Origin of the sequence: Pseudomonas lyxosi (assembly GCF_047758685.1) — a bacterium.
In the GTDB taxonomy this organism is placed as follows: domain Bacteria; phylum Pseudomonadota; class Gammaproteobacteria; order Pseudomonadales; family Pseudomonadaceae; genus Aquipseudomonas; species Aquipseudomonas lyxosi.
This window is the reverse complement of record NZ_CP180481.1, coordinates 1,144,654-1,160,194: the sequence shown is the minus strand read 5'-3', so window position 1 is coordinate 1,160,194 and position 15,541 is coordinate 1,144,654. Positions and strand designations below refer to the sequence as shown.

Below are 15,541 nucleotides of genomic sequence, written 5' to 3'. Positions count from 1 at the left end.
AATTCCCGGTGGCCGTCAGCTGGTCATCGGGGTTCCGTTCATCTGGCTGTTCCTGTTCTTCATGCTGCCGTTCTTCATCGTCCTGAAGATCAGCTTCGCCGAAGCCGATGTGGCTATTCCGCCGTACACCGAGATCTACAGCTACCTCGATCAAAAAGTGCAGTTGCTGCTTAACCTGAGCAACTACGCGATGCTGGCCGGCGACGAGTTGTACATCGCCGCCTACCTTGGCTCGCTGAAGATGGCGCTGATCAGCACCGTCCTCTGTCTGCTGATCGGCTATCCGATGGCCTACGCTATTGCAAGTGCCCGTAAAGAGCTGCAAACGGTACTCGTGCTGCTGATCATGATGCCGACCTGGACTGCGATCCTGATCCGCGTTTACGCGTGGATGGGCATCCTCAGCAACAACGGTCTGCTCAACGGATTCCTGATGAGCATGGGCTGGATCGACGAACCGCTGCAGATCCTCAACACCAACCTCGCGGTGTACATCGGCGTCGTTTATTCATACCTGCCGTTCATGATCCTGCCGCTCTACGCCAACCTGGTGAAGCACGACAACAGCCTGCTGGAAGCCGCGTCCGACCTGGGTTCGAGCACGTTCAACAGCTTCTGGAAGATCACCATTCCGCTGTCCAAGAACGGCATCGTCGCGGGCTGCATGCTGGTGTTCATTCCGGTGGTGGGCGAGTTCGTGATCCCGGAACTGCTCGGCGGTCCGGAGACCTTGATGATCGGTAAAGTGCTCTGGCAAGAGTTCTTCAACAACCGTGACTGGCCGGTGGCGTCCGCCCTGGCGGTGGTGATGCTGGCGATCCTGATTGTGCCGATCATCCTGTTCAACCGTAGCCAGGCCAAAGAAATGGAGGGCAAAGAATGAAACGCTTCCGTTTCTCAAGCTTCATGCTGATAGCAGGTTTGCTGTTCATCTACGCGCCGATGCTGATCCTGGTGATCTACTCGTTCAACGCCTCCAAACTGGTGACGGTGTGGGGCGGCTGGTCGATCAAGTGGTACGTCGGTTTGATGGACAACACCCAACTGATGGGCTCGGTGGTGCGCTCGCTGGAAATCGCCTGCTACACGGCGGTGGCGGCAGTGGCGCTGGGTACGTTGGCGGCATTCGTGCTGACCCGTATAACCCACTTCAAGGGTCGTACGCTGTTCGGTGGCCTGGTCACCGCGCCGCTGGTGATGCCGGAAGTGATCACCGGTCTGTCGCTGTTGCTGCTGTTCGTGGCGATGGCGCAGATGATCGGCTGGCCACAGGAGCGCGGCATCATCACCATCTGGATCGCTCACACCACGTTCTGTGCGGCGTATGTAGCGGTGGTGGTCTCGGCGCGTTTGCGTGAGCTGGACCTGTCCATCGAAGAAGCAGCCATGGACCTTGGTGCGCGACCGTGGAAGGTGTTCTTCCTGATCACCATCCCGATGATCGCGCCATCGTTGGGGGCCGGCGGCATGATGTCCTTTGCCCTGTCCCTGGATGACCTGGTATTGGCGAGCTTCGTGTCCGGCCCGGGTTCCACGACTCTGCCGATGGAAGTGTTCTCGGCGGTGCGTCTGGGCGTGAAACCCGAGATCAACGCCGTGGCCAGTCTGATTTTGCTGGCGGTATCGCTGATGACCTTCCTGGTCTGGTTCTTCAGCCGTCGTGCCGAAGAAAGTCGCAAACGTGCGATTCAGCAGGCGATCGAAGAAGGCGCTGCCGACTCCTGGAAACAACCGGACGTACGTCGCGCCCAGCAGGCGCCGGAAGCGGCTTGATCCACACCTGATCGTTCCCACGCGGAGCGTGGGAACGATCAAGATCAGGAAACCCAAGGGGACTTGCGGATGATCTCGACGAAGTTCATCGGTTTGAAGCCTGGCTCGCTATCCACCAACACATCCGCGTTCACGGTGCCAAAAGTGGTGTCCGGTTTGTGTTTGAAACCATTGGCAAACGCACACAGGATGCACTCCTTGAACCCTTCGCCACGCGGGTGGACATGCACCACTTCTTCGCGTTGCGCGCTGGGGAACGCCGCGTAATCGATGCCCAACACATCCATTTCAACGCCAGCAGTCACCAGCGCCACGTTAGGCCGCAGGTGTTGCGGCACGCCCGGTGTGGTGTGCAGAGCAATCGACAACCACACTTGCTCGATATCGTCGTCGGACAAACCGTAAGGCTTGAGGAACGCTTTGGCAGCGTTGGCGCTATCGACTTCGAAGCGTTCGTTGTCAGTGCGATGACCCTTCACCAGACCCAAGTCATGGAACATCGCGCCGACGTATAACAGTTCGGGGTTGTAGGCCAGTTGCTTGCGTTCACCGCTCAAGGCACCGAACAGAAACACCCGACGCGAGTGGTGATACAGCAGGTCTGATTCGACGTCGCGAATGTATTCCGTGGTGGCCTTGGCCAACGCGCTGTCGGGGATTTTGATACCGGCGATGGTGCTGCTCATGGTGCTTTCCTCGTGGGGAACGCCGTGGCGGCGCTGATGAGTTCAGTCTGTCCGTGCACCCGAAACCGGACAATCGATCCATGGCTGCGATCCTTGCCAATGAGCATGCATATCGCGCCAACCTCGCTTGTTGGGCGAGGATTGGCTAGGGTTGAACCAGATAATCCGGGATGCACGCACGCCCTGTAGCAGCTGCCGAGCCCGCGAGGCTGCGTTCGGCTGCGAAGCAGTCGTAAACCCTGCGTACGCGATTCACCTGAAAGACCGCGGTGCCTGATTTCACGACTGCTTCGCAGCCGGACGCCACCTTCGGCAGCTGCTACAGATCGTGTGATGGCCGACTTTCATTTCAATCCCTGGAAGGCGAATCTTGCCATGAGTAAAACCGTTGCCATCGTGGTCTTCGCCGGCGTCCAGTCCCTGGACGTCACCGGTCCCATGGATGTGTTTTGCGAAGCCAATCGTTTCCTCGGGCCTCCAGATCACTATCGACTGGAGGTGATCGGCGTCGAGCGCGGGGTGATGGCGTGTTCCAACGGTTTGTCACTCAATGCCCATCGGCATTTCAGCGAAGCGCTGGAGGCCTACGACTTGCTGCTGGTGGCCGGTGGGCCGCAGTTGCCGTTCATGGATTTCGGTGCGGCATTCGATGCCTGGCTGCGCGATGCCTGCGCGCGGGCGCAACGCTTTGGCTCGATCTGCAACGGCGCGTTCATACTCGCCCGGGCCGGATTGCTGGAAGGGCGAACGGTGACCACCCACTGGGGCGACGCCGCGGCGCTGGCGCAGTTGTGTCCGTCGACTCAGGTCGAGGCGGATCGCCTTTACGTGGAGGACGGCAACCTCTACACCTCGGCGGGTGTCACGGCGGGGATTGATCTGTCGCTGTACCTGCTGGCCAGGGATCACGGGCCGGAAGTAGCGCTGAGTGTGGCAAAGCGACTGGTGGTGTTCACTCAGCGCTCGGGCGGGCAGTCACAGTTCAGCCCATTCCTTACGCCACACGCCGAACCCACTTCTGCCGTGGCGTTGGTGCAGCTCTACGTGTTGGCCAACCTGACGGGTGACCTGACGATTGCCGACCTGGCCAACGCCGCCAACATGAGCGCCCGCAACTTTTCCCGGGTGTTTGCCAAAGAGGCGAAAGTCACCCCGGCGGAATTCGTCGAACGGGCCAGGGTGGATGCGGCGCGGGTGCTGCTTGAAAGCACCCACTCGCCGCTGAAGACCGTGGCTTATCAGTGCGGATTTCGCGATGCCCAGCACATGCGCAGTGTGTTCAACCGCAGGCTGGGCGTGACGCCGCAGCAGTTCAGGCTGAACTTTGCGGCGATGGTTTGAGCAGGGATTTTGATCGTTCCCACGCTCTGCGTGGGAATGCCTCAAGGGACGCTCCGCGTTCCAGCTCTAGAAAGGGACGCGGAGCGTCCCGGGCTGCATTCCCACGCAGAGCGTCACTAGTGTCCGGTAAAACCTTTTCAAAGCTGAAGGCTGCCTTGGGCAGCCTTCAGCTTTGTTCGCTTTTGCCTTCGCTGTTCAAGGTGTTCAATGCTTAATGGGCGTTCGAACAAGCTGTGGGTTAGCCGAATGGCAAAGTCTGAAATAGATCCCGAGCAACCTGAACGGCGCTGATAAAGATGCAGCAAAAGATAGGTAATCAAGGCGCTGTAGATCTGCAAACGAACGGCATTTTCAGAGAAGCCGAAATACCGTTTGAGCTTGAGGTTTTGCTTGATCCACTTAAAAAACAGTTCGATCTGCCAACGTTGTTTGTACAGATCGGCGATCTCCTCCGCTGAGCGAGAGAAGTCGTTGGTGACCAGAATCAATGGCGTTTCGTGGTCCTCTCGGCGGATCTGAACCCGACGCACAGCCTGATTTTGGTAGAGATTCGGACGTCGAGTGTTCAGGTATTTCTTCCCGAACAATACCGATTCGTCCGCCTCAATGAATTCGGGTGCATCCTTTTCCCTCAAATTTTCTACCGGCTTTAGATTGGCGTTTTTCTTCAGTCGGGTGACGAAGAAAGAACCCATCTGATCAATCTGGTGCCACCAGTTGTAGTCGCAGTAACCCTTGTCGAAAACGTACGTCATACCTGCTTCAAGCGGCATGGTCAGGGCATCGCTCAGATCGTTGACGTTGGCGGCGGTGATGTTTACGTAAGTCGGGGCTGTTTGCTGTGGATCGATGGCCACATGTACCTTCAAGCCTTGGGTTATGCGGGTTTTCGTCGCGGTGGTCCATTCGTCAAAACCGGGTCCGCGCAGGCTGATCGAGGTCGAATCGATCAGGGTGATCATGGCTTCGAGCGACTTGCGCTGCTTGCGGCCAATGCCTTGAAGCAAGTGCTCACAGGCCAGCCGAAACGGCTCTGAGCTGCGCTTGTTCAACGCATCACAAAGGGTCGAACGCACCATGTTCTTGGCGTTGAGGTGGTGGCGATGGGGTTGCAGCGACTGCGAGGCTGTCGCCAACGTACGCAAGCTTTTGGCTTGCGTCAGCTGACCGTAAATCAGCGTGACGAGCAGATCCCAGGACGTGAATTGTTTGGCGTAACGATCAGCGCCACAGCGTTTGACGGCGGCTTTGAAGAGCTGATGAGGAAGGGCTTGAAGCATTTGCGCAAATCGAGTGCTGCTGAACATGGGCGAAAATCAAGTCTGAAAACCTGATTATTGCTTACGAAGCAGGCACAGCAAGGGGGAGCAAGCTCCCCCTTCGGTTTTTACCGGACACTAGTGACGCAGAGCGTGGGAACGATCATTTATTGCGCAGCCCGCGCCGGCAACAGCTTCAACGTGCTGCGAGTATTGGCCGTGACTTCTTCGTCGTTGAGATGCGCCTGGTAGTAGATCCCTTCGATATACGCCTCAGCCTGGTCGTCATAGTGGCTGTCGAACGGTACGCCACTCTGGCCAACCGGGTTGACGGTCAGGCTGTGGGTCGGGTCGGCGAAGTCGATCAAGCGGCGGGTCGAAGGACCATATGTTACTGGCCACGGCGCCGGGCCGATTTTGGCCGAAAGGTTGTTCGGTACTTCGTGAGTGCCGGGTGCCGCGAACGGGCCGACATTGAAGATACGGTCCAGCGGCTTTTGTTGCCCCAGCGGATGGCCATGGGTCAGCGTGTGCGCCTTGCCCCACTGCCATTGCGCGAAATCGGCGCCGAGGGTGGTCTTGAGGTGAGCGATGCTCGCCTGCCACGCAACCTTGACCGTATCGGCGCGGGTTTCCTTGCCGAGGGTGTTGCGGTTATCCCACCACGGTGAATCGGCCGTCGCGGCCAGGCGAGGCAGTGCGGAATCAATCACCCGGGTCGACAGCAAAGTCTCGAAGAAGTCATTGCCCAGTTCATCGTGCATCGTCGCGTCAGCCAGGTTGAACAGGAACTGGTTGAACAGCGTGGCGTTGGTGGAGTCGAGCGGGTAGTCGCCTTTCCATTGGGCCAATTGCTCAACCAGTTTGAGTTCGGCAGGATCGCTCACCACTTCACGCAGTACGGGCAACAACGGCGCGAGCAAGCGCGGGCCGTAAGCGGTGGTGGTGCCCAGTTGCAGCTGCTGGCTGGCGTCCAGATCCCACTTGATGGTTTTGTCGCTGAGCTGACGATTGAGCTGCTGACCTCGATCGGCCAGGTTGTAGTAACCGGGAATCTCCATGCCAGTCGGCGACACCGGCTGGAAGTTGGCCGAGACGATGTAACCGCGTGCCGGGTTCTCTTCCTGTGGGTTGGCGCTGAACGGGTAAAAACCTTCCTTGTCCGCGTCGGCGGTGCTGCCATCGAGGATGAACCCCGGACGCACACCCTCCGGACGTTTTGGCAGTTGCGCCGCTGCCCACCAGCCGATGTCGCCCTTGGCGTTGGCCCAGACGATGTTCAGGCCCGGCGCCTGGATCTTTGCGGAGGCACTGCGCGCCTTGACCAGGGTGTCGGCGCGGTTGAGCTGGTAGAAGCCCTCAAGAATCGGATTCTGGCTTTCGAGAAAACCCCACCACATGGCGATCGGCGTTTTGCCGACGCCGCTGCCCAGCGCATCGTTGACGATAGGACCGTGCGGCGACTGGCGCAGCACCAGTGTCACCGGCGCCTGGCCCTTGACCGCGATCTGCTGTTCGCTGGTCACCATGTCCACCCACTTCCCGCGATACCAGACCTGATTGGGATTGTCCGGGTTGATCTTCTCGGCGATCAGGTCCAGGTCGTCGTTCTGGAACATGGTGATGCTCCAGCCGAAGTCGCGGTTCATCCCGAGGGAGGCGAACGGCATCAATGCCTGATAGTGGCCATAGAGCTCAAAACCCGGCGCCGAGAGTTGCGCTTCATACCACACCGACGGTGCGGAAAAACGGATATGTGGGTCGCCGGCCAACAGCGGTTTGCCGCTTTTGGTCCGACTGCCGGAGACAGCCCAGGCATTGCTGCCCTCGAACTGCGGCAAGCCGTTGTCGGCCAGTGCCTGCTCGCTGAGGCGGGCGAGGGCGTTGAGGTCTTTCCAGTCGGTACTGGCGAGGGGCGGCATGGCACCGCTGCGGTTTTTCGCCAGCACGCCCTTGGGCTGCCAGTCGAGATCGAAGACGTTCAGGTAGTTGGCGCCCAACTGATCGCGCACGTAGGTCAGCAACGGTTCGGTGCGAAACGCTGCGGCAAAACTGTAGGCCATGTAACCGGCAATACTAATGGTGTCCTGGGCGGTGAACGGGCGTTTGGGAATGCCCAGTACATCAAACTCCGCAGGTTTTGAATGACTGTCCTGATACTGGTTGATGCCATCCAGATAGGCTTGCATGGCGATAAAGGCCGGCGACTGTTTGTCCATATTCGCCAGGTAGGTGTCGGCGCGTTCACGAATGCGCAGGCTGCGCATCAGCTTGTCGGTGTCGAGCAGTTTCGGGCCCAGGACCTCGGCCAACTCGCCGCGGGCGAGGCGGCGCAGGGCTTCCATCTGAAACAGCCGGTCCTGGGCGTGGACGTACCCGAGGGCGCGGTACAGGTCGGTTTCGTTTTCGGCGCGGATGTGCGGGATGCCGCGCTCGTCGTAGCGCACGGTGACCGAACCTTGCAGGTGTTGCAGCTCCGCCATGCCCTGGCGTGTCGGCTGCTTGCTGTAGACGTACCAACCTGCACCTGCGGCGAGCGCAACAATCAGCAGGGCGAGAACGGTCAGGCTACGTTTCATGGTGATTCCTTGTTGTTATCAGTGGCAGCAGTTCCCTGGCGCCACTGTTTAACATGGCTTGCCGCCATGGCCATCGCACTTAGGAGGGATTCGCGTCTCCTGTCAGCCTTACTTCGCTGCGTCGACAGGCCACGGGCAGTAACAACCCACTGCCAGTGTGTGCGTGGCATTCACCGCGCGGCCTTCGCTCAACGCTTGCAGAATCGGTTCGATAAAGCTGTTACTGGAATTGCAGGTCAGGCCTTCGCTGTATGGGCCGAAATACGCCAGTTTGCCGCTGCGATCCCAGATCGCGACGGCCGGGCTGGCGGGGATCTGTTCGGAACCTGGCAGGACGGTGATGCTTTTCAGGCGGCTTAAGGTGCTCGGTAACTGACCGTGGCTGCCAGGCTTTTGTACCGCATAAAACTCCACGCCTTGCGGTGCATAATGCTCAACCAGTTCGCTCAGGTGTTGTTGGTTACCGACGTTGCACGGGCAGGCCGGGTCCCAGAAGTGCACGAGGCGGATGGCGCCGGGGCCGGCGAGGTTGTCGGGCAGGCGTAGCGGGTCGCCGGAGAACACCGCGGTGTGCTCGCTGAACGCTCGCAGGTAGCGGCCCTGAAACCAGTCGTAGGCAGCCCACAGCGCGCCGGCACACACGAGGGCGAGCAGGCTGGCAAGCAGTGTGGCGCGGTAGGGCGAGCGCATGGATTTCAGTCCTCGAAGGTGCGCTAGCTTGCCATGCTTGCCCCAACAGATGAATATCGCAGGCCCATAAAGTCCGTTTCGCGTTCTGGAATTGCTCATGTCTGCCACTTTCGACTCCGATCATCTGCGTGCCAGCCTGCGGCCGCTGGCCGACTGGCAGCCGCTGTCGGTGGAAGCGCTGGCTTACCAGCGTTTCTACGGGCTGGATTTTGCGGGGCGTAACGTGCGCAGTGGCCTTGGACGTTTCGCGGTCGATGGTTATGAAGTGGTCAGCCAGGTCTGGTGGCCCGAGCGGGCGAAGGCCACGCTGTTTTTGTTCCACGGTTTTTACGATCACACCGGGCTTTACCGGCATGTGATCGAATGGGCGCTGGATCAGGATTTTGCGGTGATTGCCTGCGACCTGCCGGGGCACGGGCTGTCCAGCGGCGAACGGGCCAGCATCAAGGATTTCACCGAGTATCAGGACACGCTGCAAGGGTTGTTCACCGAAGCGCAATCCCTCGATCTGCCGCAGCCGTGGCACTTGTGCGGGCAAAGCACTGGCGGCGCGATCGTGATCGATCATGTGCTCAATCAGGGCGCCAGCAGTCCGGCCCAGGGCCAGGTCATTCTGCTGTCTCCGTTGGTAAGGCCGCGGGCCTGGGGTTGGTCGCAGCTCAGCTATTACCTGCTTAAGCCTTTCGTCAAAGCCATCGCCCGGCGCTTCAGCGAGAACTCCAACGACCCGGATTTTCTGCCCTTCCTGCAAGCGGACCCGTTGCAGCCGCTCCGTTTACCCACCGCCTGGGTCGGTGCGCTGGCGCGCTGGATCAAACGCATCGAAGCCGCACCGTACAGCGCGCGGCGACCTCTGATCGTGCAGGGGCAGGCGGACATGACTGTGGATTGGGAACATAACCTTGAAGTATTGCGTGGCAAGTTCGATCGACCGCAGGTGCTGATGTTGCCTGAGGCGCGGCATCACCTGGCGAATGAGACGCTGGCGTTGCGGCGGGAGTATTTCGGGTTTTTGAGCAAGCGGATCAAGGGCAGGAATCTTTAGCGACAGATATGGCCTCTTCGCGAGCAGGCTCGCTCCCACATTGGAATGCATTTCCCTGTGGGAGCGAGCCTACAGGCGCCGAATATTACTGGCGAAGACTTGAAGGATCCTGCCCCACCGCCAACCCCGCGCGAATCGCCGCCAATGCTGCCTGGTAATAAGCCTTGCCCTCGGTGGACTCGGCGAAGGTCGCGAACTCTTCCAGTTCTTCATCCGACAGGTCGCGATAGACGTACAACAGCGTGTTGTTCAGGTCGTTGCCGATCTGGTCCATCAAGCGCTGACGCTGGCCGTTCAACATACCTTGAGCCTGACCACCACCGAGCAGGCCGGGGATCATCGAACTGAGGCTGTCGGCCGCGACGCCGGCAATCGCCAGACTGACTTCCGCGCCAGCCTCGCGGGCGGGCAGGGCCTGGGCCAGATGGCCGATGATCAGCATGCGGCTGTCGCTGGCCTGGATCTTGGGCAAACCCTTGGCGTTTTTTGCCAACTGATCACGACGGGTCGCGAGCAATTCGGCGGCCACGATTTTCTTGCCCAAGGGTGACTGAAAGAACGTCAGCGCAGGTTTCGGATCGGCGAGGGTCTTGCGCAATTGCGCTTCGGCGCGCTGGTCGACGGCCTGGGGGGCAAAGCGCTGATTGCTGTTATTCACCAGCGCCTGGAACACTGCCGGCGGCAGGCTGTTCTGGTACCGCTGCTGAGCGGCCGAGAGAGCGTCGTTGAAATGCGCGCGTTGTTCTGGCCAACCGGCGACCTTGTACAACTGGTCGTGGCCGTCTGCCCAAGCGGGCAATACACAGAACATCAACAGTGAAAAAAGCAAACGGCGCATAGGGACTCCTGTCAGCAGGCGACTATTCTCCGTGTGGCATTCGTCCTTGTCGAGAATTCGTATCAACCCGCTGCGCGGCTCTGTCGGATTTTCAGGCACAGGAATACTATGCGCGGCATGCGAATACCCTCTGATGACCCGCTGCTGTTACGTATCGTCGACGACCTGGCCGAACACGGCTGGTCGCAGCAGAATATTTTCCTTCCTCTGGGTCTGACCCGGGAACTGGCGGCTGAGTGCCGTAAACGTGCTGCCGAGGGTGAATTGGCCCCGGCCGCCGTGGGTCGCGGGTCGACATCCGAGATTCGCGAGGGGATTCGCGGTGACCATATCCAGTGGATCGAGCCCGGTCAGGCGTTGGCGTGCGACAGCTATCTGGATTTGATGGACAGCCTGCGCGAGGCGATGAATCGCGGTTTGTTTCTGGGCCTGGAAGATTTCGAAAGCCACTTCGCGCTGTACCCGCCCGGCGCGTTCTACCTCAAACATGTCGACCGCTTTCGCGACGACGACCGGCGCATGGTGTCGGCGGTGGTCTATCTCAATGATGCCTGGCTGCCCGAGCACGGCGGCCAGTTGCGTATGTACCTGGGTGAAGACGTCGAGCACGATGTAGTGCCTGCCGGTGGATGCCTGGTGGTGTTCCTGTCGGGTGAAGTGCCCCACGAAGTCCTGCCCGCGACCCGGGATCGCCTGTCGTTGACCGGCTGGTTCCGGCGTCGTGGTAACGAGCCGTTCTGATCATGCAGAAAATTCTGGTAAGCCGCTGTCTGCTGGGCCACCGCGTACGTTATGACGGCGGGGCGAGCGGGCCGTTCGATCAGCTTCAGCAGTGGCTTGATGAAGGTCGGGTGGTGCCGTTGTGTCCGGAGGTTGCCGGCGGGTTGCCGACGCCACGGGCAGCGGCGGAAATACTGGGAGGGCAGGGTGCTGAAGTGCTTGATGGCCACGCCTCCGTGGTCACCACCGAGGGTGAGGACGTTAGCGCCGAGTTTCTCTCGGGGGCTTATCAGGCGTTGGAACTGGTGCAAAAGCACGGCATCCGCATTGCCGTGCTCAAGGCCAACAGCCCGTCTTGCGGGAATTTGCTGACGTATGACGGGACGTTTAGTGGAGTGAAGGTCAGTGGCGAGGGGGTTACTGCGGCGTTGCTCAAGCGCAATGGCGTGCAGGTCTTCAGCGAGCTGGAACTGGCCGAAGCAGTACAAGCGCTGGCAACACTCGACTAGCGACCCGCTCCCACAGGGTTACTCATCAGCCTGAAATCAGGGTTTCGGCGCCACACTCGTATCCGCCCCCAACCACTTCTGCTCCAGTGCCTCCAATCGCCCATCCGCCTTGATCCGCTGTAGCGCGTTCTCCAGGCTGGCATGAAACGCCGGGTTACCTTTCTGAAACGGAATCGCCAGGCTAACCGGCGAGCTGTCTTTTGGCTTTTCTTCAGTCAGCGACTGCACCAGCAGCATCGAGCGCGGTTGCTCTTCCTTCTGCGCGATCAATTGTGCATCAGCGTGAATGTAAGGTTCGCTGAAGTCGAAACGATCCTTGAGCTCCGGGGTCACTGCTATGTGGTTGATGGCGACGTCGTACTTGCCGGTTTCAACGCCTTGCAACAGATCGCTGGAATCGGTAACGACGAAGTCGGCCCGCACATCCAGTTCGTTGGCCAGCAGTTGCCCCAGTTCGACTTCGAACCCGGTGAGTTTGCCGTCTTCCTTGAAATTGAAGGGCGGTGTATTAGCCTCAAGGGCAATACGCAATTCGCCACGGTCGTTTACATCGTCAATCAGTTCGGCATGAGCCAAAGGGCTCAGAAGGGGTAGCAGGCAGATCAGGCCAGGCAAAAAACGCATGGTCACTCCTTTGAATTCATTTATCGCGATGCTCTGATTCAGGCTCGCTTTGCTATGGTTGTCGAGTGCCTTCGACAACGATTGGCCGTGAAGTTGTCATGGCCACACGGATTTTACGAAAAAACTGGAGAAGAGAATGAAAACCTTTATGTCACGAGCAGCATTGGCTGGCCTGTTGATGGGCGTTTCGGTGCTGGCCAGTGCGGCTACGCCGGCACCCAAGGGTGCTGAAGTGTCCATCGTTTCTCCTAAAGATGGTGGGACTGTCCCGCAAACTTTCAAAATCAAATTCGCTGTTGAGAACGTTGCCTTGGCGCCAGCGGGCGATACCACCAAGAATACTGGCCACCACCATTTGCTGGTCGATGCCAAGGATGTAGTTGCAGCAGGGGTAGTCATCCCGGCAGATGCCAATCACGTTCATTTCGGCAAGGCGCAGACAGAAACCGAGCTGACGCTGACACCTGGCAAGCACACCTTGCAGTTGGAGTTGGGCGACATGAACCATATGGCCTTCGATCCACCGATCGTGTCGGAGAAAATCACCGTCAACGTTAAGTAACATCAGTCGCGCCCATGAAAAAGGAGACCCGAAGGTCTCCTTTTTTTGTCACTCAAGTCACTATCAGAACAACACGCGGCAACGAATGGTGCCGTTGATGTGTTGTAGCTTCTCTTGCGCCATTTCCGAGTACTCGGCGTCGACGTCGATCACGACGTAGCCGACTTTCTCGTTGGTCTGCAGGAACTGACCGGAAATGTTGATACCGTTTTCGGCGAAGACCTTGTTGATCTCGCTCATCACACCCGGAATGTTTTCGTGGATGTGCAGCAGGCGGTGCTTGCCAGGGTGAGCCGGCAGGGCAACTTCCGGGAAGTTGACCGAGGACACCGACGTACCGTTGTCGCTGTACTTGACCAGTTTTTCTGCCACTTCCAGACCGATGTTGGCTTGCGCTTCAGCGGTGGAGCCGCCGATGTGCGGGGTCAGGATCACGTTGTCCAGGCCACGCAGCGGGCTTTCGAACTCTTCTTCGTTGGAGCGCGGCTCCACCGGGAATACGTCGATGGCCGCGCCGATCAGGTGCTTGTCCTTGATCGCGTCTGCCAGGGCTTGCAGCTCAACTACAGTGCCGCGAGCCGCGTTGATCAGGATGCCGCCCTTCTTGATGGCGCGGATTTCCTTCTCGCCGATCATCCACTGGGTCGCAGCGGTTTCTGGAACGTGCAGGGTGACGATGTCGGACATGCCCAGCAGCTCGGTCAGGTTACCGACCTGAGTCGCGTTGCCCAATGGCAGCTTGGTCACGGTGTCGTAGAAGTACACCTGCATGCCCAGGCCTTCAGCCAGGACCGACAATTGCGTACCGATCGAGCCGTAACCGACGATGCCGAGCTTCTTGCCACGGATTTCGAAGGAGTTGGCTGCGCTCTTGATCCAGCCGCCACGGTGGCAGGAAGCGTTCTTCTCAGGGATGCCGCGCAGCAACAGGATCGCTTCGGCCAGCACCAGCTCGGCAACGGAGCGAGTGTTGGAGTACGGAGCGTTGAACACTGCGATGCCGCGTTCGCGGGCAGCATTAAGGTCAACCTGGTTGGTGCCGATGCAGAAACAGCCGACAGCGACCAGTTTCTTCGCGTGATCGAAGATTTCTTCGGTCAGTTGAGTGCGGGAGCGAATGCCGATGAAGTGCGCATCAGCGATCTTTTCCTTCAGCTGGGCTTCCGGCAGAGAACCTGTGAGGTACTCGATGCTGGTGTAGCCCGCCGACTTGAGGACGTCGACAGCCGATTGGTGGACGCCTTCGAGAAGAAGGAACTTGATCTTGCTCTTATCGAGAGAAGTCTTGCTCATCTGCGTAAACCTGTATCCCGGAGAAAAATGGCAGGAAATAGCCAGCAGACGCTGACCCGGACGGCAGGAAAGCCGTCGCCACAGAATAGCCGTTGGGCACTATCCTGCGGGGTCGGTATGCTAGCATATGCACCCCGCTAAACACTCATTCCTGCGACGTGAAGCGTTCTCAGGATGACCATGAATTGTTCGAGAGTTCTGTCGATGACCAATCCTGCCCTGATTGAAGAGCTGAAGACCCTGGTTGAGCCTGGCAAGGTGCTGACCGATGCCGACTCCCTGAATGCTTACGGTAAGGATTGGACCAAGCATTTCGCCCCGGCCCCGACCGCCATCGTGTTCCCCAAGACCACCGAGCAGGTCCAGGCCATTGTCCGTTGGGCCAATTCGCACAAAATTGCGCTGGTACCGTCCGGCGGTCGCACCGGGTTGTCCGCTGCTGCCGTGGCCGCCAATGGCGAAGTCGTCGTGTCCTTCGACTACATGAACCAGATCCTCGACGTGAACATGACCGACCGCACCGCGGTCTGCCAGCCAGGCGTGGTCACCGAGCACCTGCAGAACGTCGCCGAAGAAAAAGGCCTGTACTACCCGGTGGACTTCGCTTCGGCAGGTTCCAGCCAGATTGGCGGCAATATCGGCACCAATGCCGGCGGGATCAAGGTGATTCGCTACGGCATGACCCGTAACTGGGTGGCCGGCATGAAAGTCGTTACCGGCAAAGGCGATTTGCTGGAACTGAACAAAGACCTGATCAAGAACGCCACCGGCTACGACCTGCGTCAGCTGTTCATCGGCGCTGAAGGCACCCTCGGTTTTGTGGTCGAAGCCACCATGCGTCTGGACCGTGCCCCGAAAAACCTCACTGCCATGGTCCTCGGCACGGCCGATTTCGACTCGATCATGCCGGTGTTGCACGCGTTCCAGAGCAAGCTCGACCTGACCGCGTTCGAATTTTTCTCCGACAAAGCGTTGGCCAAGGTTTTGGCTCGCGGCGACGTACCAGCGCCATTCGAAACAGATTGCCCGTTCTACGCGCTGCTGGAATTCGAAGCGACCACCGAAGAAGTGGCCAACCACGCCCTGGAAACCTTCGAGCACTGCGTCGAGCAGGGCTGGGTGCTGGACGGCGTGATGAGCCAGAGCGAAACCCAGTTGCAGAACCTCTGGAAGCTGCGCGAATACATCTCCGAAACAATTTCCCACTGGACGCCGTACAAGAACGACATTTCGGTCACTGTGTCGAAAGTCCCGGCATTCCTGAAGGAAATCGACGCGATCGTCGGCGAACACTACCCGGATTTCGAAATCGTCTGGTTCGGCCACATCGGCGACGGCAACTTGCACTTGAACATCCTCAAGCCGGAAAACCTGAGCAAGGATGAGTTCTTCGCCAAGTGCGCGACCGTTAACAAGTGGGTGTTCGAAACCGTCGAGAAGTACAACGGTTCGATTTCTGCCGAACACGGCGTGGGCATGACCAAGCGTGACTACTTGACCTACAGCCGCTCGCCGGTCGAGATCGAGTACATGAAAGCCGTCAAAGCGGTGTTCGATCCGAACGGCATCATGAACCCGGGCAAAATCTTCGCTGTTTGACTTTTGAATTTAAGAGCTACGAA

The 15,541-nt window shown here is 59.0% G+C and carries 15 protein-coding genes; 8 read left to right on the top strand and 7 right to left on the bottom strand.

Annotation, left to right across the window (positions count from 1 at the left end):
* Window position 1: 1 nt before the first annotated feature.
* Both ACMXYI_RS05500 and ACMXYI_RS05495 read left to right on the top strand, forming a co-directional pair.
* Complete coding sequence (locus tag ACMXYI_RS05500; RefSeq protein ID WP_415773864.1) at window positions 2-883, top strand: ABC transporter permease subunit; 882 nt, start codon at window positions 2-4, stop codon at window positions 881-883.
* On the top strand, window positions 880-1,773 hold the full coding sequence (locus ACMXYI_RS05495) for an ABC transporter permease subunit (protein ID WP_415772102.1): 894 nt from the start codon (window positions 880-882) through the stop codon (window positions 1,771-1,773). The genes ACMXYI_RS05500 and ACMXYI_RS05495 overlap by 4 nt, the downstream gene beginning before the upstream one ends.
* A 44-nt stretch (window positions 1,774-1,817) precedes the next feature.
* Here ACMXYI_RS05495 and ACMXYI_RS05490 read toward each other — a convergent pair whose 3' ends face one another.
* Complete coding sequence (locus ACMXYI_RS05490; RefSeq protein ID WP_415772101.1) at window positions 1,818-2,459, bottom strand: HD domain-containing protein; 642 nt, start codon at window positions 2,457-2,459, stop codon at window positions 1,818-1,820.
* A gap of 375 nt (window positions 2,460-2,834) precedes the next feature.
* Between ACMXYI_RS05490 and ACMXYI_RS05485 the strand changes: the two genes are divergently transcribed.
* A complete protein-coding gene (locus ACMXYI_RS05485; RefSeq protein ID WP_415772099.1) occupies window positions 2,835-3,800 on the top strand; it encodes a GlxA family transcriptional regulator in 966 nt (321 codons plus the stop codon).
* Between the two features lie 137 nt (window positions 3,801-3,937).
* Here ACMXYI_RS05485 and ACMXYI_RS05480 read toward each other — a convergent pair whose 3' ends face one another.
* From ACMXYI_RS05480 to ACMXYI_RS05470, 3 genes are all read right to left on the bottom strand, one after another.
* Window positions 3,938-5,107 carry an IS4 family transposase gene (locus ACMXYI_RS05480; RefSeq protein WP_415768078.1) on the bottom strand — a complete coding sequence of 390 codons (1,170 nt, stop codon included), beginning with the start codon at window positions 5,105-5,107 and terminating at the stop codon, window positions 3,938-3,940.
* A 119-nt stretch (window positions 5,108-5,226) separates the two neighbouring features.
* Window positions 5,227-7,638: a penicillin acylase family protein gene (locus tag ACMXYI_RS05475; RefSeq protein ID WP_415772098.1), complete on the bottom strand. Its 2,412-nt coding sequence runs from the start codon at window positions 7,636-7,638 to the stop codon at window positions 5,227-5,229.
* Window positions 7,639-7,746: 108 nt separating this feature from the next.
* Complete coding sequence (locus tag ACMXYI_RS05470) at window positions 7,747-8,328, bottom strand: DUF6436 domain-containing protein (protein ID WP_415772097.1); 582 nt, start codon at window positions 8,326-8,328, stop codon at window positions 7,747-7,749.
* Between the two features lie 97 nt (window positions 8,329-8,425).
* Here ACMXYI_RS05470 and ACMXYI_RS05465 point away from each other — a divergent pair, with 97 nt between their 5' ends.
* On the top strand, window positions 8,426-9,373 hold the full coding sequence (locus ACMXYI_RS05465; protein WP_415772095.1) for an alpha/beta hydrolase: 948 nt from the start codon (window positions 8,426-8,428) through the stop codon (window positions 9,371-9,373).
* A gap of 85 nt (window positions 9,374-9,458) precedes the next feature.
* Here the strand turns inward: ACMXYI_RS05465 and ACMXYI_RS05460 are convergent, their stop codons facing one another.
* Entirely contained in the window at window positions 9,459-10,211 is a 753-nt protein-coding gene (locus ACMXYI_RS05460) for a DUF2059 domain-containing protein (protein ID WP_415772093.1), read from the bottom strand.
* 108 nt (window positions 10,212-10,319) lie between these two features.
* Between ACMXYI_RS05460 and ACMXYI_RS05455 the strand changes: the two genes are divergently transcribed.
* Complete coding sequence (locus tag ACMXYI_RS05455; RefSeq protein WP_415772091.1) at window positions 10,320-10,952, top strand: 2OG-Fe(II) oxygenase; 633 nt, start codon at window positions 10,320-10,322, stop codon at window positions 10,950-10,952.
* A 2-nt stretch (window positions 10,953-10,954) separates the two neighbouring features.
* Window positions 10,955-11,440 (top strand): DUF523 domain-containing protein, encoded by a 486-nt coding sequence (locus tag ACMXYI_RS05450; protein ID WP_415772090.1) that lies wholly within the window; start codon window positions 10,955-10,957, stop codon window positions 11,438-11,440.
* Window positions 11,441-11,476: 36 nt separating this feature from the next.
* On the opposite strand, the gene ACMXYI_RS05445 is transcribed toward ACMXYI_RS05450, so the two are convergent.
* Window positions 11,477-12,064, bottom strand: a complete 588-nt coding sequence (locus ACMXYI_RS05445) for a transporter substrate-binding domain-containing protein (protein WP_415772088.1) — start codon at window positions 12,062-12,064, stop codon at window positions 11,477-11,479.
* Window positions 12,065-12,200: 136 nt separating this feature from the next.
* Between ACMXYI_RS05445 and ACMXYI_RS05440 the strand changes: the two genes are divergently transcribed.
* Window positions 12,201-12,626: a DUF4399 domain-containing protein gene (locus tag ACMXYI_RS05440; protein ID WP_415772087.1), complete on the top strand. Its 426-nt coding sequence runs from the start codon at window positions 12,201-12,203 to the stop codon at window positions 12,624-12,626.
* Window positions 12,627-12,689: 63 nt separating this feature from the next.
* Here ACMXYI_RS05440 and serA read toward each other — a convergent pair whose 3' ends face one another.
* Window positions 12,690-13,919, bottom strand: coding sequence for a phosphoglycerate dehydrogenase (gene serA, locus ACMXYI_RS05435; protein ID WP_008150498.1), 1,230 nt, complete (start codon window positions 13,917-13,919; stop codon window positions 12,690-12,692).
* A gap of 204 nt (window positions 13,920-14,123) precedes the next feature.
* Here serA and ACMXYI_RS05430 point away from each other — a divergent pair, with 204 nt between their 5' ends.
* A complete protein-coding gene (locus tag ACMXYI_RS05430; protein WP_415772085.1) occupies window positions 14,124-15,518 on the top strand; it encodes an FAD-binding oxidoreductase in 1,395 nt (464 codons plus the stop codon).
* The last annotated feature ends 23 nt before the right edge of the window (window positions 15,519-15,541 follow it).